14 protein-coding genes, 1 pseudogene and 1 riboswitch are annotated in these 17,675 nt (G+C 70.6%); of the genes and pseudogenes, 6 read left to right on the forward strand and 9 right to left on the reverse strand.

Annotation, left to right across the window (positions count from 1 at the left end; translation table 11 throughout):
• Both ACZ7L9_RS15620 and ACZ7L9_RS15625 read left to right on the forward strand, forming a co-directional pair.
• Positions 1 to 231: pseudogene (locus ACZ7L9_RS15620) on the forward strand (electron transfer flavoprotein subunit beta); the annotation flags it as partial.
• Between the two features lie 71 nt (positions 232 to 302).
• Complete coding sequence (locus ACZ7L9_RS15625) at positions 303 to 1,265, forward strand: electron transfer flavoprotein subunit alpha/FixB family protein (RefSeq protein ID WP_471415704.1); 963 nt, start codon at positions 303 to 305, stop codon at positions 1,263 to 1,265.
• Positions 1,266 to 1,386: 121 nt separating this feature from the next.
• On the opposite strand, the gene nicT is transcribed toward ACZ7L9_RS15625, so the two are convergent.
• On the reverse strand, positions 1,387 to 2,475 hold the full coding sequence (gene nicT / locus ACZ7L9_RS15630) for a Nickel transporter NicT (protein ID WP_471415705.1): 1,089 nt from the start codon (positions 2,473 to 2,475) through the stop codon (positions 1,387 to 1,389).
• Between the two features lie 28 nt (positions 2,476 to 2,503).
• Positions 2,504 to 2,706, reverse strand: a riboswitch (cobalamin riboswitch).
• 141 nt (positions 2,707 to 2,847) lie between these two features.
• On the opposite strand from nicT, the gene ACZ7L9_RS15635 reads away from it, so the two are divergent.
• Positions 2,848 to 3,903, forward strand: a complete 1,056-nt coding sequence (locus ACZ7L9_RS15635; protein ID WP_471415979.1) for a lipoate--protein ligase family protein — start codon at positions 2,848 to 2,850, stop codon at positions 3,901 to 3,903.
• A 108-nt stretch (positions 3,904 to 4,011) separates the two neighbouring features.
• Here the strand turns inward: ACZ7L9_RS15635 and ACZ7L9_RS15640 are convergent, their stop codons facing one another.
• The 3 genes from ACZ7L9_RS15640 to ACZ7L9_RS15650 form a co-directional block, all read right to left on the reverse strand.
• A complete protein-coding gene (locus ACZ7L9_RS15640) occupies positions 4,012 to 6,525 on the reverse strand; it encodes a SpoIIE family protein phosphatase (protein WP_471415980.1) in 2,514 nt (837 codons plus the stop codon).
• 107 nt (positions 6,526 to 6,632) lie between these two features.
• On the reverse strand, positions 6,633 to 7,322 hold the full coding sequence (locus ACZ7L9_RS15645; RefSeq protein ID WP_471415706.1) for a response regulator: 690 nt from the start codon (positions 7,320 to 7,322) through the stop codon (positions 6,633 to 6,635).
• Positions 7,319 to 8,467 carry a sensor histidine kinase gene (locus ACZ7L9_RS15650; protein ID WP_471415707.1) on the reverse strand — a complete coding sequence of 383 codons (1,149 nt, stop codon included), beginning with the start codon at positions 8,465 to 8,467 and terminating at the stop codon, positions 7,319 to 7,321. The genes ACZ7L9_RS15645 and ACZ7L9_RS15650 overlap by 4 nt, the downstream gene beginning before the upstream one ends.
• Before the next feature lie 168 nt (positions 8,468 to 8,635).
• Here ACZ7L9_RS15650 and ACZ7L9_RS15655 point away from each other — a divergent pair, with 168 nt between their 5' ends.
• Positions 8,636 to 9,619 carry a carboxymuconolactone decarboxylase family protein gene (locus ACZ7L9_RS15655; protein WP_471415708.1) on the forward strand — a complete coding sequence of 328 codons (984 nt, stop codon included), beginning with the start codon at positions 8,636 to 8,638 and terminating at the stop codon, positions 9,617 to 9,619.
• The gene (locus ACZ7L9_RS15660) at positions 9,616 to 10,425 is read left to right on the forward strand and encodes a class I SAM-dependent methyltransferase (protein ID WP_471415709.1); all 810 of its coding nucleotides are present in this window, start codon (positions 9,616 to 9,618) and stop codon (positions 10,423 to 10,425) included. Before ACZ7L9_RS15655 ends, ACZ7L9_RS15660 begins: the two co-directional genes overlap by 4 nt.
• On the opposite strand, the gene ACZ7L9_RS15665 is transcribed toward ACZ7L9_RS15660, so the two are convergent.
• Positions 10,403 to 11,878 carry an amidase gene (locus ACZ7L9_RS15665; protein ID WP_471415710.1) on the reverse strand — a complete coding sequence of 492 codons (1,476 nt, stop codon included), beginning with the start codon at positions 11,876 to 11,878 and terminating at the stop codon, positions 10,403 to 10,405. The two genes, ACZ7L9_RS15660 and ACZ7L9_RS15665, sit on opposite strands and share 23 nt — an antisense overlap.
• Before the next feature lie 148 nt (positions 11,879 to 12,026).
• Positions 12,027 to 12,377, reverse strand: a complete 351-nt coding sequence (locus tag ACZ7L9_RS15670; protein ID WP_471415981.1) for a hypothetical protein — start codon at positions 12,375 to 12,377, stop codon at positions 12,027 to 12,029.
• A gap of 200 nt (positions 12,378 to 12,577) precedes the next feature.
• Between ACZ7L9_RS15670 and ACZ7L9_RS15675 the strand changes: the two genes are divergently transcribed.
• Positions 12,578 to 13,354, forward strand: a complete 777-nt coding sequence (locus ACZ7L9_RS15675; protein WP_471415711.1) for a hypothetical protein — start codon at positions 12,578 to 12,580, stop codon at positions 13,352 to 13,354.
• On the opposite strand, the gene ACZ7L9_RS15680 is transcribed toward ACZ7L9_RS15675, so the two are convergent.
• From ACZ7L9_RS15680 to hydA, 3 genes are all read right to left on the reverse strand, one after another.
• Positions 13,317 to 14,891: an NCS1 family nucleobase:cation symporter-1 gene (locus ACZ7L9_RS15680; protein ID WP_471415712.1), complete on the reverse strand. Its 1,575-nt coding sequence runs from the start codon at positions 14,889 to 14,891 to the stop codon at positions 13,317 to 13,319. The genes ACZ7L9_RS15675 and ACZ7L9_RS15680 overlap by 38 nt on opposite strands.
• A 100-nt stretch (positions 14,892 to 14,991) precedes the next feature.
• Positions 14,992 to 15,993, reverse strand: coding sequence for a TIGR03842 family LLM class F420-dependent oxidoreductase (locus ACZ7L9_RS15685; RefSeq protein WP_471415713.1), 1,002 nt, complete (start codon positions 15,991 to 15,993; stop codon positions 14,992 to 14,994).
• 10 nt (positions 15,994 to 16,003) lie between these two features.
• On the reverse strand, positions 16,004 to 17,404 hold the full coding sequence (hydA, locus tag ACZ7L9_RS15690) for a dihydropyrimidinase (protein WP_471415714.1): 1,401 nt from the start codon (positions 17,402 to 17,404) through the stop codon (positions 16,004 to 16,006).
• Positions 17,405 to 17,675 lie beyond the last annotated feature (271 nt).

Below are 17,675 nucleotides of genomic sequence, written 5' to 3' on the forward strand. Positions count from 1 at the left end.
GCGCGGTATCCGTCGTTCAAGGGGATCATGGCGGCGAAGAAGAAGCCGGTGGAGTCCTGGGATCTGGAGGACCTGGAGATCGAGGCGGACGAGGTCGGTCTGGCGGGTGCCTGGAGCGCGGTCGATTCGGCGGCGGCGCGTCCGGCCCGTACGGCGGGCACGATCGTCAAGGACGAGGGCGAGGGCGGCAAGCGGCTGGCCGAGTTCCTTGCGGGCCAGAAGTTCATCTGACCCGCCCCCCGGTTCCCGGTTCCTGTTCCTGTTCTCGTTTTTCTTCGCAACTCGCAGGAGATTGAAGTCCCATGGCTGAAGTTCTCGTCTTTGTCGATCACGTGGACGGTGCCGTCCGCAAGCCCACGCTGGAGCTGCTGACGCTGGCGCGTCGTGTCGGTGAGCCGGTCGCACTCGCGTTGGGTGCGGGTGCCGCGGGCACGGTGGGTGTGCTGGCGGAGCATGGTGCGGTGCGGGTCCTGACGGCTGATGCGCCGGAGTTCGCCGAGTATCTGGTGGTGCCGAAGGTCGATGCGCTGCAGGCGGCGTTCGAGGCACTCTCGCCGGTCGCGGTGCTGGTCCCGTCGTCCGCGGAGGGCAAGGAGATCGCGGCCCGTCTCGCGGTGCGTATCGGTTCCGGGATCATCACGGACGCGGTGGATCTGGAGGCCGGTGAGCAGGGTCCGGTCGCCACGCAGTCCGCGTTCGCGGCGTCGTTCACCACCAGGTCCCGGGTGGTCAGGGGCACCCCGGTGATCACGGTCAAGCCGAACTCGGCGCCGGTGGAGGCCGCGCCGGCCGCGGGTGCGGTTCAGGCGCTGGCCGTGTCGTTCTCCGCTCAGGCCACCGGTACCAGGGTCGTCTCGCGCACCGCGCGTGAGTCGACGGGGCGTCCGGAGCTGACCGAGGCCGCGATCGTCGTCTCGGGTGGCCGGGGTGTCAACGGCGCCGAGAACTTCGCGGTCATCGAGGCGCTGGCGGACTCGCTCGGTGCGGCGGTCGGTGCGTCGCGGGCGGCGGTGGACGCGGGCTGGTACCCGCACTCCAGCCAGGTCGGCCAGACCGGCAAGTCCGTCTCGCCGCAGCTGTACATCGCGTCCGGTATCTCCGGGGCGATCCAGCACCGGGCGGGCATGCAGACGTCCAAGACGATCGTCGCGATCAACAAGGACGCCGAAGCCCCGATCTTCGACCTCGCCGACTACGGCGTCGTCGGCGACCTCTTCCAGGTGGTGCCCCAGCTCACCGAAGAGGTCAAGACCCGCAAGGGCTGACCCGCCCCCCCTTGAAACAGTGTCCCGACGGTCCGGGGCCGCGCGGTGCGCACTCACTCACCGCACGGCCCCGGACCGTCCTGTCGATGAGGCCCGCCGCGGGGCCAGGGAATCTACGGCGTCAGCCGCTTTCGGCGGCACGGGCCGTCCAGCGTTCCTCGACCTTCGCGATCCTCCAGTACGCCAACGCCAACGCCCACACCAGCACGAAGAGCCCGACGATGATGTAGCCGACATTGCCCAGGTCGAGGCCGGAGATCCAGCCGGTGACCGAGTCCCGGAGATCGAGCTTGTCGTGCAGTACGGTGACCAGTTCGATCGTGCCGATGAGGAAGGCAACCGCGATCGACAGGCCCGTGATGGCCAGGTTGTAGAAGACCTTGCGTACGGGGTTGGAGAAGGCCCACTGGTAGGCGAAGTTCATGAACGTTCCGTCGAGCGTGTCGAACAGGCTCATCCCGGCGGCGAACAGCAGCGGCAGGCACAGGATCGCGTACCAGGGCACACCGGCCGCGGCACCGCTGCCCGCCATGACCATCAGGGTGACCTCCGTGGCGGTGTCGAAGCCGAGACCGAAGAGGAAGCCGAGCGGATACATCTGGCCGGGCCTGGTGACGGACCGGGTGAACCGGCCGAGGATCCGGTTCATGAACCCTCGCGAGTCCAGGTGCTGCTCCAGTTCGGCCTCGTCGAAGCGGCCGGCCCGCATTGCCCTGAACACCCGCAGGATGCCGACGAGCGCGACGAGGTTCAAGGCGGCGATCAGGTAGAGGAAGGACCCTGAGACGGTCGTGCCGACCACGCCCAACACCTGGTGCGTGCCCGAATTCTCGTTGATCAGCACCCCCGCGAGGCGCGCTCCCCCGGCTACCAGCGCGGCCATGGCGATGACCACGCTGGAGTGTCCGAGCGCGAACCAGAAGCCGACCGAAACGGGCCGCTTGCCGTCGGCCATCAGTTTGCGGGTCGTGTTGTCGATGGCGGCGATGTGGTCGGCGTCGAAGGCGTGCCGCATGCCGAGGGTGTAGGCGGTGATCCCGAGCCCGATGCCGAACGCCTTGGAACCGACCTCGTAATGCCCTGGCACGACCAGCAGGAACAACACGCCGAACGCCACCACATGCAGGGCCGCTATCACCGCGAGCAGCCCCGCGGTGCGGATGGTGTCCTCGCGCCGCCACTTGAACACGGCAGACTTGGGCAGGGTCATACGGTCACGCTCCAGCACCTCGTGGATAACTTCGTGAGATGCCGTGGCCGGTCTCCTGGCTGACGGGTTCGCTCGCGCTCGTACCCGCCCCGGCCTTCCCAACCGCGCTCTGCGGCCAGTGGCGTCAGTGGGACGGATACTCCCCGATCACAGTGGCGAGGGCCGCTCCGGCCTGAGACTCCCTGGAGTCTGTCACCGGTCTTCCCGAACACCACGACGCGCACACTCTAGATTCCGGTGAGTGACGTCCACAAGTCCTCCGGTTCGACCAGCGACGCAGTGGACCGACAGCGGATTAAATGGCGCGGCAGGGACGTTGTTCCTGTTCGGTGCCGATTCGTGGATGAATCCGGTGGATCTGGAGGCATGGCTGTGCACGGTGAGTACAAGGTCCCGGGCGGCAAGCTCGTCGTCGTCGATCTGGACGTCGATGGTGGGGCGTTGCGCAACGTACGGGTGGCCGGGGACTTCTTCCTGGAGCCCGACGAGGCGATCCTCTCGATCGACGCGGCGCTGGAAGGCGCCCCGGCCAACACCGACACCGCCGGTCTCGCCGCCCGCATCGACGCGGCTCTCCCCGCCTCGACCGTGATGCTCGGCCTCAGCTCCGAGGGCGTCGCCGTCGCCGTGCGCCGGGCCCTCGCGCACGCCACCGAGTGGAGCGACTACGACTGGCAGCTCATCCACGAGGCCCCGCAGTCCCCCGCGCTCCACATGGCCCTCGACGAGGTCATCACCGCCGAGGTCGCCGCGGGCCGGCGTCCGCCGACGCTCCGGGTGTGGGAGTGGGCCTCGCCCGCCGTGATCATCGGCAGTTTCCAGTCGTTGCGCAACGAGGTCGACCCGGCAGGTGCGAAACGCCACGGCATCACGGTCGTCCGCCGCATATCCGGTGGTGGGGCCATGTTCGTGGAACCGGGCAACACCATCACGTACTCGCTCTCCGTTCCCGATTCCCTGGTCTCCGGCCTCTCTTTCGCCGACAGCTACGCCTATCTGGACGACTGGGTGCTCGGCGCCCTCGGCGACATGGGCATCAAGGCCTGGTACCAGCCGCTCAACGACATCGCCACGGACGCGGGGAAGATCGCGGGAGCGGCTCAGAAGCGCGTGGTCGGCGGGGAGGGCGCCGTACTGCACCACGTGACCATGTCGTACGACATCGACGCCGACAAGATGCTGGAGGTGCTCCGCATCGGCAAGGAGAAGCTCTCCGACAAGGGCACCAGGAGCGCGAAGAAGCGCGTCGACCCGTTGCGCCGCCAGACCGGACTGGCGCGCGAGGCCGTCATAGAGCGGATGATCGAATCCTTCCGCACCCGGCACGGCCTCACGCAGGGCAAGGTGACGGACGAGGAGATGGCCCGGGCCGAGGAGCTCGTGCGTACGAAGTTCGGCACCCAGGAGTGGACCGCTCGGGTGCCGTGAGCGGGCCCCGCGAGCGAGCGCCGGATTCCGTGCGCGGGTGATGCACGGAGTCGAAGACAGAGGCGTTGCTGTGCTCCCGGTGCTGTGGACAGTCCATCGGGAGGGGCGTCACCTTGCCATCCCCGGGAGTTCCTGCTCGGTCCAGATGATCTTGCCTTCGGGCGTGTAGCGAGTACCCCAGCGGCGGGTCAGCTGGGCGACGAGGAAGAGGCCCCGGCCGCCCTCGTCGGTCGTTCTGGCGTGCCGCAGCCGGGGAGAGGTGCTGCTGGCGTCGGATACCTCGCAGATCAGGACGGACTGGCGCAGCAGCCGCAGCCTGATCGGGCCGGTGGCGTAGCGCACCGCGTTGGTGACCAGTTCGCTGACGATCAGCTCGGTCGTCATCTCCAGTTCCTCCAGGCCCCAGTTCCTCAGCACGCGCGCCGTGCGGGCCCGGACGCCCGCGACGGCGGCCGGGTCGGAGGGCACCTCCCAGGAGACGACGTGGTCGGCACTCAGCTCGTGCGTACGGGCGAGCAGCAGGGCGACGTCGTCGGGCTGCGGTACGGGGAGCAACTGCTCGACGACCGTCGCGCACAGTGCGTCCAGGGAGAGTCCGCACTGCGACAGGGCGGCACCGAGGTGGGACATGCCGACATCGGCGTCCCGGTCCCGGCCCTCGATGAGGCCGTTGGTGTAGAGGCCGATCAGGCTGCCTTCCGGCAGCAGGACCTCCGCCGTCTCGAAGGGCATCCCGCCCAGGCCGAGCGGGGGCCCTGCAGGCAGTTCGAGGAAGCTGACACGCCCGTCCGGGAAGACGACGACGGGCGGCGGGTGGCCGGCGCGGGCCATCGTGCAGAGCTGGGTGACCGGGTCGTAGATCGCGTACAGGCAGGTGGCGCCGAGCACGGGCGTGCCGCTCGCCTCGCCCTCGGGTTCCTCGTCGCCCAGCCGGAGGACGAGGTCGTCGAGGTGGGCCAGCAGTTCGTCGGGGGGAAGGTCCATGTCGGCGAGGGTGTGCACGGCGGTGCGGAGCCTGCCCATGGTCGCGGCGGCGCTGATGCCGTGGCCGACGACATCGCCGACGACCAGGGCGACCCGGGCGCCGGACAGCGGGATCACATCGAACCAGTCGCCCCCGACACCGTCCTTGGCGTCCGCCGGGAGGTACGCGGACGCCACGTCCAGGGCCATCCCTCCGGGCAGCGTGTGCGGTAGCAGACTGCGCTGGAGGGTCAGCGCCGCGGCGTGCTCGCGGGTGTAGCGGCGGGCGTTGTCCACGCAGACCGCCGCCCGTGCCACCACTTCGCGGGCCGGCAGGACGTCTTCGGGTTCGAATGGGGCCAGGTTCACCGATCGTATGAAGGTGGTCAGGCCGAGCACCGTGTCCCGGGCCCGCATGGGTACGGCGATGAGGGAGTGGAAACCGAATTCGCGGATGGCCGCCGCCCTGGCGGGCTGTTCGACATCCCACAGCCTCCTGACGGAGTCGAGGACCGGGATCAGGATGGGTTCGCCCCCGCTGAGGAACCGGATGCCGTGGGAGGGGGGCACGGAGTCCACCATGTCCCCGACCTGGTGGACCGCCTCCGGGCAGCCCTCCCGCACCGAGCTCATTCCCGCGCGGCGCAGCATCGGCCGGGCCGACGCGCCACCCGCGCCGAGACGGGTGGCTCCCGTACCGGAAGGCCCCGTGCCGAGGGGCCACGGGCCGGGCTCCTCCGGGCAGGCGACCGGTTCCAGCAGGTCGACGACGACGAAGTCGGCGAACCGCGGCACCGCGAAGTCGGCCAGCTCCTGAGCCGTGCGCAGCACGTCCAGGGTGGAGCCGATGCTGGCTCCGGCGTCGTTGACCAGGGCGAGGCGCTGCTGGGCCTTCCACCGGTCCGTGACGTCCAGGACCATGTAGCAGACGCCGGTGACGGTGCCGTCACCTTCGGTCAGGGGGAAGAACGAGGTGGAGTAGGCGCGCTCCCGGTGCGGATCGGCCCAGCTCCAGCCCCGGTACTCGTAGTCGATGACGGGGGCCCCGGTGTCCAGCACCCGCCGCATCTGGGTCTCTATGGCGTCGGCCGCCATTCCCGGGAGCACTTCGCGCACCCCACGGCCCACTCGCTGTGCCCGCGGGACGCCGCCGATGCGTTCCAGGGTGTCGTTCAGCCAGACGTAGCGCAGCTGAGGGTTCAGCACCGCCAACCCGATCGGTGAGCTGGTCAGGAAGGCGTCGACCACGGACTGCCCGACGGCCCACTCCGGCCTCCGTTCGCGCCCGGAGACCAGGAAGCACTCCCGGCCGTCCAGGTGGAACGCGGCCGAGACCCGCAGATCCACTTCGATCCGCTGCCCGTCGCGCCGCCGCACGGCGGCGACACCGCTCCACCCCCCGCCCGTGCGGCACCGCTCGGCGATGCCCGCCACCCGTACCGGGTCCCCGGGCATGGCGAGGAGAAAGCCGGCGGACCGCCCGACCACCTCCTCGGCGCTGTAGCCGAGCAACTCCTGCGCGCTGTGCGTCCAGCCGACGACCATTCCGGTCCCGGCGACCACCGCGGTCGCGTCGTTCGCTGCGTCGAAGGAGTGCTGAGGGCTGCTGGGCTGCGACGGTTCGTCTCCGGGCGCCGACTGCGGGCCTGCGGACGCCATACTGGTCACCACCCATCCACTCCGTTCGGTTCCATGATCCCGCCTACGGGGCTCGGGTGCGAATGTCCGCGGGCGCGGTTCGGGCGCCGGGCTGCCGCGATGCGGGGTCAGCGGCGTGGTTCGCGCGGTGTGACGAGGCCCGATTCGTACGCGAAGACGACGAGCTGCGCCCGGTCCCGGGCCCCCAGCTTGGTCATGGCGCGGCTGATGTGCGTCTTCGCGGTGAACGGGCTGATCACCATGTGTGCGGCGATCTCCTCGTTGGTGAGACCGTGAGCGGCGAGTGCGCTGACTTCCCGTTCCCGGCGGGTGAGGTTCTCGAAACCGGGGGCGGTGGTCCGGTCGGGTGGTCTGGCGACGAATTCGCCGATCAGCCGGCGGGTGATCGCGGGCGAGAGCAATGCGTCACCGCCGGCCGCTACGCGGATCGCACGGAGGAGTTCGGCCGGTTCGGTGTCCTTCAGGAGGAACCCGGCGGCTCCGGCGCGCAGCGCGTCGAAGACGTACTCGTCGAGGCCGTAATTGGTGAGGATCACGACATGGACGGTGGCCAGCCGGGGGTCGGCGGCGATCTCGCGGGTGGTCTCGATGCCGCCCATCACCGGCATCTGTACGTCAACGAGCGCGACGTCCGGGGTGTGCAGCCGGGCGAGGTCCAGACCGTGGCGGCCGTCGGCGGCCTCACCGATCACCTCGATGCCGTCCTCCGCGTCGAGCAGCGCCCGGAATCCTGCCCGCATCAGCGCCTGGTCGTCGACGATCAGCACCCGGATCGGCCGCGCCTGCAAGTCGGTCATCCGAGGGTTCCGGCGGTGTGGAGGGGGAGCTCCGCGCATACGGAGAAGCCGCCGGCCGGGCGGGGTGCGGCTTCGAGGGTGCCGCCGAGTGCGGTGACGCGCTCGCGCATGCCGGTGAGTCCGGTGCCCGCGGTGATGGTGTCACCCGCGGTGCGGGGTCCCTGGTCGTCGATGCGCACGGTAAGGGCCTGTTCGGTGTAGGTGAGGCGGACGGTCGTGGTGGCGCGGCCGGCGTGCCGGGCGACATTGGTGAGGGCCTCCTGCACGATGCGGTATGCGGCCCGGTCGACGGCCGGGGGCAGGGGGCGTTCGTCGCCGCTGACCGTGACGTCGAGTGCGATGCCAGCGGTTCGGGCCCGCTCGGCCAGCGCGTCGATGCGGTCGAGGCCGGTGCCTGGCTCGACGACGTCGGTCCGGAGCACTTCCAACGTCGCCCGCAGTTCGCGCATCGCCTCGCCGCTCGCCTCCTGGATGGCGAGCAGCGCGGGTTCCACCTCGGTGCCCCGTTTACGGGCGAGGTGCACGGCGACTCCCGCCTGGAGCTTGACGATCGAGATGGAGTGGGTGAGCGAGTCGTGCAGCTCGCGGGCGATCCGCAGCCGCTCCTCCCCCGCCCGGCGCAGCGCGGCCTCGTCCCGGCTGCGTTCGGCGTCCAAGGCCCGTTGTTCGGTCTGGCGCAGATACGCCTGCCAGTTCTTGTCGATCAGTCCGGTGACGCCTGCGCAGAGGAACCAGCCGAGCAGCAGCAGGGTCCGTTCGACGGTCTCCCGGGGGCCCGGTGCACCGATGGCGAGGACCGTGAAGTAGCCGGTGAGGAACAGGGCTCCCGCGGCGATGCCCCAGGCGCGGTGTCCGCCGCGGGCGGCGGCGTGCACGGCCGCCAGTACGGGGAACGCCGCCCAGCTTCCCGGGTGCGCGTGAACCACGTATCCGAGCATGCAGAGCGTGGTGACGGCGAGGACCGCGCGCGGGGCATCGCGGTGCCCGGCGAGTGCGAGTGCGCCGGCCGCGACGAGCAGCAGGTCCAGGGCGTCGGGCGCCGAGGCGACGACGGCCGCGGCGGTGACCGCCGCGGCGACGACGACGGCAAGTGCCGTGTCCAGCAGACGAGTCCGGCGGTCGGTGTGCTTCGTGTCCCCCCGCATGTGCGGCACCCTAACTTCCGTACGACCGCGGCGGCATCACCCCCGGGGACGGGTGCGTGACTACTCCGGGGGGAGTAGCCGCGACGGCGGTGGGTCGCGCGGGATCAGCGGCGACTGTCTCCGGGGGTACGACGACCTGGGGCGGGTGTGCGGGCGAGCATCGTCGCCATGACCGGACCTTTCCGTTACACCTCACCCGTACCTCCGAAATCGGCGACCGGCACGGTCGCCGACGTATACGCCCAACTGGGCACCGATTTCGGCATCGAACGTGCCCCGACCTTCGTCGTCCTGTCCGCCGCGCCACCCCTGCTGGCCGGCGCCTGGGCCGTACTGCGGGAGTCCCTGCTGGCCGGGCGGGCGCCGCGCACGGACAAGGAGGTGGTGGCCGCCGGGGTGTCGCTCGCCAACCGCTGTCCGTTCTGCGTGAGCGCGCACATCGTGCTGCTGCACGCCACCGGCGACCACCGGCTGGCCGAGACGATCGCGCGCGGCGAACAGCCGAAGGATTCCTGGCACCGTCAACTGCTCGCCTGGGGAAAGGACATGAGTACCGCGCAGCCGTTCCCGGCCGAGCAGGCCGCGGAGCAGATCGGGACGGCGCTCGCCTTCCACTTCATCAATCGGATCGTGTCGTCGCTGCTGACCGAGGACGCGCTGCCCGGCGGCGCGCAGAAGTACCGCCTCGTACGGACCGTGGCGGGCCGCTCCCTGGCCGGCACCGTGCGCCGTGAGCTGACGCCCGGGGAGAGCCTGGCGCTGCTCGAAACGGAGGGCGAGCCACCGTGGTGGGCGGCGGGCACGGCGATCGGCACGGCGTTCGGCGCACTGCGTACGGCTGCACAGCTCGGCGCGGGGCTGCTGAGCGATGAGGAACTGGCTCTCGTACGGGAGTCGGTGGCGGCCTGGGACGGCGTGACCCCCCTGCCGCTGCACGGCGCACGGCTACCGGACCGGGAGGCGCTGCCGGGTGCCCGGCTGGCGCTGCTCGCGGCCCGTGCGCCGTACCGGATCACCGACGACGACGTGGCGGCCTGGCTCGTGCCGCCGCGCACCGATCACTGTCTGGTCCATCTGATCGCGTTCGGTGCGATCTGCGCCGTCGAGCGCGTCGAGGCCACCCTCACCACCCCGACGAAGGAGCACGCATGAACGTCGCCGACGCCTGGAACGGCCCGCTCGGGCTGCACTGGGCCGACCATCCGGACCGCTACAACGCCATGCTGGCGGGGTTCGACGCGCCGCTGTTCGACGCGGCTGCGATCGCTGTGGCCGACCGGGTGCTCGACATCGGCTGCGGCAGCGGCCACACGACCCGGGCGGCCGCGCGGCGCGCGCCTCGGGGACGGGTCACCGGCGTGGACATCTCGGCGCCGCTCCTGGAGCGGGCCCGGTCCCTCACCCCGGCGGCGGAATACCCGTCCGTTTCCTACGAGTCGGGGGACGCGCAGACCCATTCGTTCGAGCCGGGCGGCTACGACGTGGCGATCAGCCGAGGCGGTGTGATGTTCTTCGCCGACCACATCGCCGCCTTCACGCATGTCGCCGGCGCGTTGCGGCCCGACGGCAGACTGGCCTTCATCTGCCCGCAGCCCGCGCGGGCCGATGGCGAGGAGAGCAAGACGCTGGGCCTGCTGGCCTCGCTGCTGGGCCGGGATCACGCGTCGGAGAACGCGGTGGCGACGGCGATGGCCTCCCTGTCCGATCCGGGGCGCCTTCACGAGGTGCTGGGCGCGGCCGGGTTCACGGAGATCACCGCGGTCGCCGTGCACGCGGCCACCTGCTGGGGCCGGGACGCGGCGGACGCGGTGGCGTTCTTCGTGTCCCGGACGCCGGGGCTCGCCATCTCCGACGCCACCCGGGCCTCGATGACGGAGGTGCTGCTGCCGCACGAGACCGCGGACGGTGTGCTGCTGCGGGCGGGGGTGTGGGTGGTCAGCGCCCGCCGGCCGGGCTGACCGAGGTGGGCGGTGCGGGCGGCCGGTGCTCGTACCAACGGCGGTCGGCCTCCAGCTGGGCGGCGAGGGAGATCAGCCGTTCCTCGCTGCGGGAGGGGCCGAGCAACTGGGCGCCGACGGGCAGCCCGTCGGCGGTGAACCCGGCCGGTACGTTGATGCCGGGCCAGCCCAGTACGTTCCAGGGCCAGGCGTACGGGCAGGCCTCGGTCATCGCCACATCGGTGCGCCAGGCGCTCAGCCCGTCGAACCGGCCGATCGGGGGCGGTGGCAGGGCGGTCGTCGGGGTGAGCAGCACGTCGTAACCGGCCCGGGCCCGGGACGTACGGAAGAACGCGCCGATCCTGCGGTGCTGACGGACCTCCCGCTCCCTGGCCGCGCGCACCACCCGGCCGCCGAGACGGGTGCCGGTCCGCAGGGCGCTGAGGGTGCGCGGGTCGAGGAGGGCGGGGTCGGGGTGGCGGGCGGCTAGTTCGGCGATCCCGGCGGTGGCGCGGGGGACGAAGCCGAGGCCGATCAGCCCGTAGCGGGGCCTGGCCTCCTCGACGTCGTGGCCCAGGCGGGCAAGGGCCTCGGCCAGTGCGGTGACGGCCCGCCGCACTTCGGGGTGGGGTGCGGAGCCGGTGAGGGTGAGCGGGGGGCGCCAGGCGAGGGCGATGCGCAGTCTGCCCGGGTCACGACGGGCCGCGGCCGAGGCCGCGACGGGGGGCGGGCGGTGCGGGTCGTCGGGGTGGGGTCCGGCGACGGCGTCGAGCAGCAGGGCGGCGTCGGCAACGGTCCTGGCCAGCGGCCCGTTGACGGTCAGGCCCTGGAAGGCGTCGCTCTGCGGGTGGACGGAGATCCGGCCGCGCTGCGGTTTGATGCCGACGAGGTGGGTCCAGGCTGCCGGGATCCGGACGGACCCCGCGCCGTCCGAACCGAGTGCGGCGGGTACGAGCCCGGCGGCGACGGCGGCCGCGGACCCGCCGGACGAGCCGCCGGGGGTGTGTCCGGTGTTCCAGGGGTTGCGGGTGGCGCCGAAGGCGGGGCCCTCGGTGAACGGCCACTGGCCCAGCTCGCAGGAGTTGGTCTTCCCGACGATCACGGCCCCGGCGGCCCGCAGCCTGCGTACGGCCTCGCTGTCGGCGGTGGCGGCGGGCAGATCGCCGTCGCAGCCGAAGTAGGTCGGCATGCCGAAGACATCGGTGTCGTCCTTGACTGCGACCGGCACGCCGAGCAGGGGCAGCCGCTCCCCTGCGGCGAGCCTCCGGTCGGCCTCGGCGGCCTCGGCGAGCGCGGCCTCGGCGCGCAGGTGCCGGAAGGCGTTCAGGGTGCCCTGGCTCGCCTCGATGCGGCGCAGGGCCGCGGCCACCTGCTCGGTCGAGGTGGTACGGCCTTCGGCCAGCTCCCGTGCAATGTCGGCCAGTCCGGTCGGTGCGGCCGGTTCGGTGGTTTCGACGGCTTCCGTTGAGGACATGGGCTGCCCGCCTTCCTCGCCTCGGCAGGTGCGCACGCCGGCACCTGTACGCCCGAACGAACTTACCGGAGGGTAACGAGTCATGAGCAGTCCGCTCAACCGTTCGGAGGAGGGTCGAGCGGCGGAGGGAACACGGATTGCCCACCGCCTACGGCTGGACGCTGATCTCGCCGATCCCGGTCCCGAGGCCGGCACAGTGCGCGGTGGACTGACCGGACTGCCCCGGGCTGAGGGTGACGTGCTCACCGTCCACGTCCGGGGACCAGCCGCAGACCAGATGCACCCAGAAGGTCTGGGCCGTGCTGCCGTCGTTGCGGCACAGCGCGTAGCCCGTGTAGTCGTCGATCTCGTGCTTTCCGGTCTCGCAGGACAGACCGGGCGGCGTCGCCCGGGGTGCCGCCGCGGCGGCGGTCGCGGGTACCGCGAGCGCCGCGGCCGCCCCTGCAGCAACGACGCCCCGGAGCACGGTCCTGGACACGCTCCCCATCGACAGCTTCATGTCTTCCTGTTCCTCTTCGTCGGTGACGGACTCGGTGCGTCGCAACCGTCCCCCGCCACCCATGACACAAAACGAGGCAAAACATCACCGTGTGTATGCGCTCGGTGCGTGGCCGCGCGACCCGCCCCTGCCCGGCGTACCCTCAAAAGGATCGGATCGCACACCTGAACAGGCCCGACGGGCCCTTCGAGGGAGGCGCCGTGACCGGCCAACTCATCGGCACACGCCGGGCCGCGTGGGCGGCGGTCCTCGTGCTGGGACTCACGAGCGGCGGTGTCATCGGCGGCGGTGTGGCCCGGGCGGACAACGGTATCGACAAGCTCTCCGCCCAGCAGATCGCCGAGCGCTCACGTGACGTACTCCTGAGCGCCCACTCCTTGCACCTCAGCGCGCGCGGCACCCTCGGCAGGGGCAGCCCGTCGATGACCCTGGATCTCACCCTGGACCGGGACGGCAACTGCACCGGTTCGGTGGACCTCGGCAAGAGCCAGGGGTCGGTCCGGATCGTGAAGCGCGGCAACGACATCTGGGTCAAGCCGGACGCGGACTTCTGGAAGAACCAGGTGCCGGACGACGGCGCGGCCTTCGCCGCGATCCTCAACGGGCGCTACATGAAGGGTTCGGCCACCGACCCGAGGCTGCGCGGCGTGACGAACGGATGCGATCTGGACACCTTCCAGAAGCTGGTCGGCGATCACGCGGACAACGGCCGGGGCACGCTGGACAAGGGCCGGAAGACCACGCTCGACGGGGCTCCCGTGGTGCCGGTGACCAGGCTCGGGGACGGCAGGACGCAGACGATGTACGTCGCGGCCACGGGCAAGCCGTACCCGCTGAGGATCACGGTGCGGGGCGGCGGGGCGAACGCGGTCGTGAGCCTCTCGGCCTTCGACAAGCCGGTGCCCACGGCCACGCCGCCGACGGATCAGACGTACGACATCAATGCGCTGCTGACCCGTCGGACCGCGCCGCTGTGACGCCGGAGGCGGAGCGCCCGCTCAGCACCGTGTACAACACCAGCGACGAGGCCAGTCCGACCGCCCAGCCGTAGTCCGCGAGCGGCTTCAGGAACGGGATCAGGCCGTCGGCCGGGAACGGGCCGGCGCCGGGGGCCGAGTGGGAGCCGCCGATCGCCAGGACACCGCCGACGGCGAACGCGACGACCGCCCGCCAGTTCCAGCCGCCCGCGTACCAGTAGCGGCCGCCGGGACGGTAGAGGTCCGCCAGGTCGAGCACGGTGCGGCGGACGATCCAGTAGTCGGCGATCAGGATGCCCGCGACCGTACCGAGCAGACCGCCGACCAGTCCGAGCCAGGTGAAGATGTACAGCTCGGGGGTCTCGGTGAGCTTCCACGGCATGATGAGCACGCCGACGACACCCGTGATCAGGGCGCCGGTACGGAAGTTGATGAGCTTGGGGGCGAGGTTCGCCAGGTCGTACGCGGGTGACACGACGTTCGCCGCGATGTTCACGGAGACCGTCGCGACCAGCACCGTGACCAAGGCGTAGAGCAGCCCGAAGACATTGTCGGTCCGGGCGACGAGCTGGACCGGGTCCCAGATAGCCTCCCCGTACACGGCCTGCGAGCCGGAGGTGACCAGGACCGAGAGCAGGGCGAAGAGCGTCATCGTGGTCGGCAGGCCGAGCGACTGGCCCCGGATCTGGGCGCGTTGACCGGCCCCGAAGCGGGTGAAGTCGGGGATGTTGAGGGAGAGCGTGGCCCAGAAAGCGATCATGCCCATCAGGGAGGGGAAGAAGACCGGCCAGAACTCCTTGCCCCAGCCGAGCTTGGACGGCTGGTCGAGCAACGGGCCGAATCCGCCCGCCCTGACGGCGACCCAGACCAGCAGCACCACGGCGCCGACGATGACGAACGGGGCCGCCCAGTTCTCGAACCGGCGCAGGGCGTCCATCCCCCGGTAGATGATGGCGAGTTCGAGCGCCCAGAAGAGGATGAAGCAGAGCCAGAGCGTCCACGGCTGCCCGCCGATCCCGGATGCCTTCGCCCAGCCGCCGAAGATCTTCCCGAGCAGGGTGAAGATGCCGACGCCGCCGATCCAGGTCTGGATGCCGAACCACGCACAGGCCACCGCGGCCCGGATCAGCGCGGGCAGATTGGCGCCGCGCAGCCCGAAGGAGGCGCGGGCCAGAACGGGGAAGGGGATGCCGTACTTGGGTCCGGCGTGCCCGGTGAGCAGCATCGGGCCGAGCACGATCAGGTTGGCGAGCGCGATGGTGAGGACGGCCTGTTTCCAGTCCATGCCGAGGGCCACCAGGCCGGAGGCGAGCAGCCAGGACGGGATGTTGTGGGCCATGCCGACCCAGAGCGCGGCGAAGTTGTACGTCGTCCAGCGGCGCCGTTCCAGCGGGACGGGCAGCAGGTCCTCGTTGACGAAGCGGTTGTCGGTGGGGACGGCGCCGGGGGCGAGTTCGATGCGGCCCGACGAGTCGGATATCCGGTCCTGCGGTGGGACGGGTGGAAGGGGCGGTGTGGGTGGGACGGTCGATGTCATGGCGGCTGGACCCTTCGCATGGGAGCGGGGCGGTGCGCGGGGGTGCGGGGGTGCGGGGGTGCGGACAACCGTGGGGCGGATGGGTCTGGCGGTCAGACTGTCACGCCGTCAGCGCGGGGATGATCCGCGAGCCGTAGGCATCGATCGTCGCCTCGCGCGCGTCATGCATGTTGTAGACGGCGAACTGGTCGACGCCCAGGTCGCGCAGCGCCCGGAGCTTCTCGATGTGTGCCTCGGCGGGACCCAGCAGGCAGAACCGGTCGACGATCTCGTCCGGTACGAAGGCCGTGTCGGGGTTTCCGGCGCGGCCGTGGTGGCTGTAGTCGTAGCCGGACCGTCCGGCGATGTACTCGGTCAGGGCCTCGGGGACGAGTCCGGAGTGCTCACCGTACCGGGACACCAGGTCCGCGACATGGTTGCCGACCATCCCACCGAACCAGCGGCACTGCTCGCGGGCGTGGTCGAGGTCGTCGCTCACATAGGCGGGGGCGGCGACGCAGATGGTCACGGAGTCCGGGTCGCGGCCCGCCTGTGCCGCCGCGTCCCGTACGGCCTTGATCATCCACTCGGTGAGGAACGGGTCGGCGAGCTGGAGGATGAAGCCGTCGGCCTTCTGCCCGGCGAGGGCGAGCGCCTTCGGGCCGTACGCGGCCATCCAGACCGGCAGTCTGCCGTTCTTCACCCAGGGAATCTGGACCGGCTGTCCGTCGACGGTGGCTTCCCGTCCCTCGGCGAGGTCGCGGATGACGTCGATGGCCTCGCCGAGGCGGGCCAGGGTGTTGGGTTTGCGTCCGGCGACCCGCATCGCCGAGTCGCCCCGGCCGATGCCGCAGACGGTGCGGTTGCCGAACATGTCGTTGAGGGTGGCGAAGGTGGAGGCGGTGACCTCCCAGGTGCGGGTGGACGGGTTGGTGACCATGGGGCCGACGACGAGGTGTTCGGTGTGTTCGAGGATCTGGCTGTAGATGACGAACGGCTCCTGCCAGAGCACCGCCGAGTCGAAGGTCCAGCCGTGGCGGAAGCCGTTGCGTTCGGCGCGGCGCATCAGACCGACGACGGCCGAGGCGGGCGGGTCGGTCTGGAGGACGAGTCCGAATTCCATGACGGTGCTCCTAGTCCAGGTACTGGCAGGTGGCGCGCGGGGTGTACATGCCGTGGCCGGCCCGGCCGGTGAATTTCCGTCCGTCGATGACGACTTCACCGCGCGAGAGGACCGTCTCGACCTGGCCGGTGATCCGCTTCCCTTCGTACGCCGAGTAGTCGACGTTCATGTGATGGGTCTCGGCGGAGACGGTCTGTTCGGCAGCGGGGTCGTAGATGACGACATCGGCGTCGGCGCCCGGGGCAATGGTGCCCTTCTTCGGATAGAGGCCGAACATCCGGGCCGGGGAGGCGCAGGCGATCTCGATCCAGCGGCGGCGCGAGATGTGACCGTCCACGACCGCCTGGTGGAGTAGGTCCATCCGGTTCTCCACGCCGGGCATGCCGTTGGGGATCTTCGAGAAGTCGCCGCGACCCATCTCCTTCTGGCCCGAGAAGCAGAAGGGGCAGTGGTCGGTGGAGACGACCTGGAGTTCGTTGTTCCTGAGTCCCCGCCAGAGTGCTTCCTGGTGTTCCCTGGGGCGCAGGGGGGTGGAGCAGACGTACTTCGCGCCTTCGAAGTCGGGCTCGGCGAGGTTGTCGGTGGAGAGGAAGAGGTACTGCGGGCAGGTCTCGCCGAAGACGGGAAGTCCCTTGTGGCGGGCGGCGGCGAGCTCGGCGACGGCCTCGTCGGCGGAGACATGCACGACGTAGAGCGGGGATCCGGCGACGCGGGCGAGCTGGATGGCACGGTGGGTGGCCTCGGCCTCCAGCGCCACCTTGCGGACGTCGCCGTGGTAGCGCGGGTCGGTGCGGCCTTCGGCCAGGGCCTGTTCGACGAGGACGTCGATGGCGATGCCGTTCTCCGCGTGCATCATGATCAGGCCGCCGTTGTGGGAGGCCCGTTGCATGGCGCGCAGGATCTGGCCGTCGTCGCTGTAGAAGACACCTGGGTAGGCCATGAACAGCTTGAATGAGGTGACACCCTCCGATACGAGAAGGTCCATCTCCTTGAGCGAGGACTCGTTCACATCGGAGAGGATCATGTGGAAGGCGTAGTCGACGGCGCAGTTGCCATCGGCCTTCGCGTACCAGGCGTCCAGCCCTTCGCGGACCGAGCGGCCCACGGACTGGATGGCGAAGTCGACGATCGTGGTGGTGCCGCCCCAGGCGGCCGCGCGGGTGCCGGTCTCGAAGGTGTCGGCGGCGTAGGTGCCGCCGAACGGCATCTCCATGTGCGTATGCGCGTCGACACCGCCGGGGATGACGTATTTGCCCGTGGCGTCGATCCTACGGTCGGCATTCCAGCTCTCGGCCGCTTCGGTGTCGTGCGCCGCGAGGGCGACGATGCGGCCGCCTTCGATGAGTACGTCGGCATGGATTTCGTCGGACGCGGTGATGACGAGACCACCGTGGATGACGGTGCGGCTCATGTACCCCTCCTCACTGTGGCGGAATGGGTCTACGCACGTAGACATGGTGCGTGGTGAAGAACGTAGAAGTGGGTTACCCACTGTGGCAATACCGCTGCGGCTAACCGCTGAAGACGTTTCTGTTTCACCGGCCCGGCACTCCACCGGCCCACAGCGCGACGCGGCGGGGGGGGGGGGGGGTGTTGGGGGAGGGGGGGGGGGCGCGTGGTGGGAGGGCACCCCCTGAGGAGGGGAAGGAGGAGGAGGGGGCCAAGGGGTGGGATGCATTACT

This window comes from Streptomyces sp. NPDC111516, assembly GCF_055635345.1.

Excerpts from the sequence above, each read along its gene's own strand:
- ACZ7L9_RS15625 (WP_471415704.1), top strand. The coding sequence starts at position 303 with ATGGCTGAAGTTCTCGTCTTTGTCGATCACGTGGACGGTGCCGTCCGC.
- nicT (WP_471415705.1), bottom strand. The coding sequence starts at position 2,475 with ATGACCCTGCCCAAGTCTGCCGTGTTCAAGTGGCGGCGCGAGGACACC.
- ACZ7L9_RS15640 (WP_471415980.1), bottom strand. The coding sequence starts at position 6,525 with ATGGCGTCCGCAGGCCCGCAGTCGGCGCCCGGAGACGAACCGTCGCAG.
- ACZ7L9_RS15645 (WP_471415706.1), bottom strand. The coding sequence starts at position 7,322 with ATGACCGACTTGCAGGCGCGGCCGATCCGGGTGCTGATCGTCGACGAC.
- ACZ7L9_RS15650 (WP_471415707.1), bottom strand. The coding sequence starts at position 8,467 with ATGCGGGGGGACACGAAGCACACCGACCGCCGGACTCGTCTGCTGGAC.
- ACZ7L9_RS15655 (WP_471415708.1), top strand. The coding sequence starts at position 8,636 with ATGACCGGACCTTTCCGTTACACCTCACCCGTACCTCCGAAATCGGCG.
- ACZ7L9_RS15660 (WP_471415709.1), top strand. The coding sequence starts at position 9,616 with ATGAACGTCGCCGACGCCTGGAACGGCCCGCTCGGGCTGCACTGGGCC.
- ACZ7L9_RS15665 (WP_471415710.1), bottom strand. The coding sequence starts at position 11,878 with ATGTCCTCAACGGAAGCCGTCGAAACCACCGAACCGGCCGCACCGACC.
- ACZ7L9_RS15670 (WP_471415981.1), bottom strand. The coding sequence starts at position 12,377 with ATGAAGCTGTCGATGGGGAGCGTGTCCAGGACCGTGCTCCGGGGCGTC.
- ACZ7L9_RS15680 (WP_471415712.1), bottom strand. The coding sequence starts at position 14,891 with ATGACATCGACCGTCCCACCCACACCGCCCCTTCCACCCGTCCCACCG.
- ACZ7L9_RS15685 (WP_471415713.1), bottom strand. The coding sequence starts at position 15,993 with ATGGAATTCGGACTCGTCCTCCAGACCGACCCGCCCGCCTCGGCCGTC.
- hydA (WP_471415714.1), bottom strand. The coding sequence starts at position 17,404 with ATGAGCCGCACCGTCATCCACGGTGGTCTCGTCATCACCGCGTCCGAC.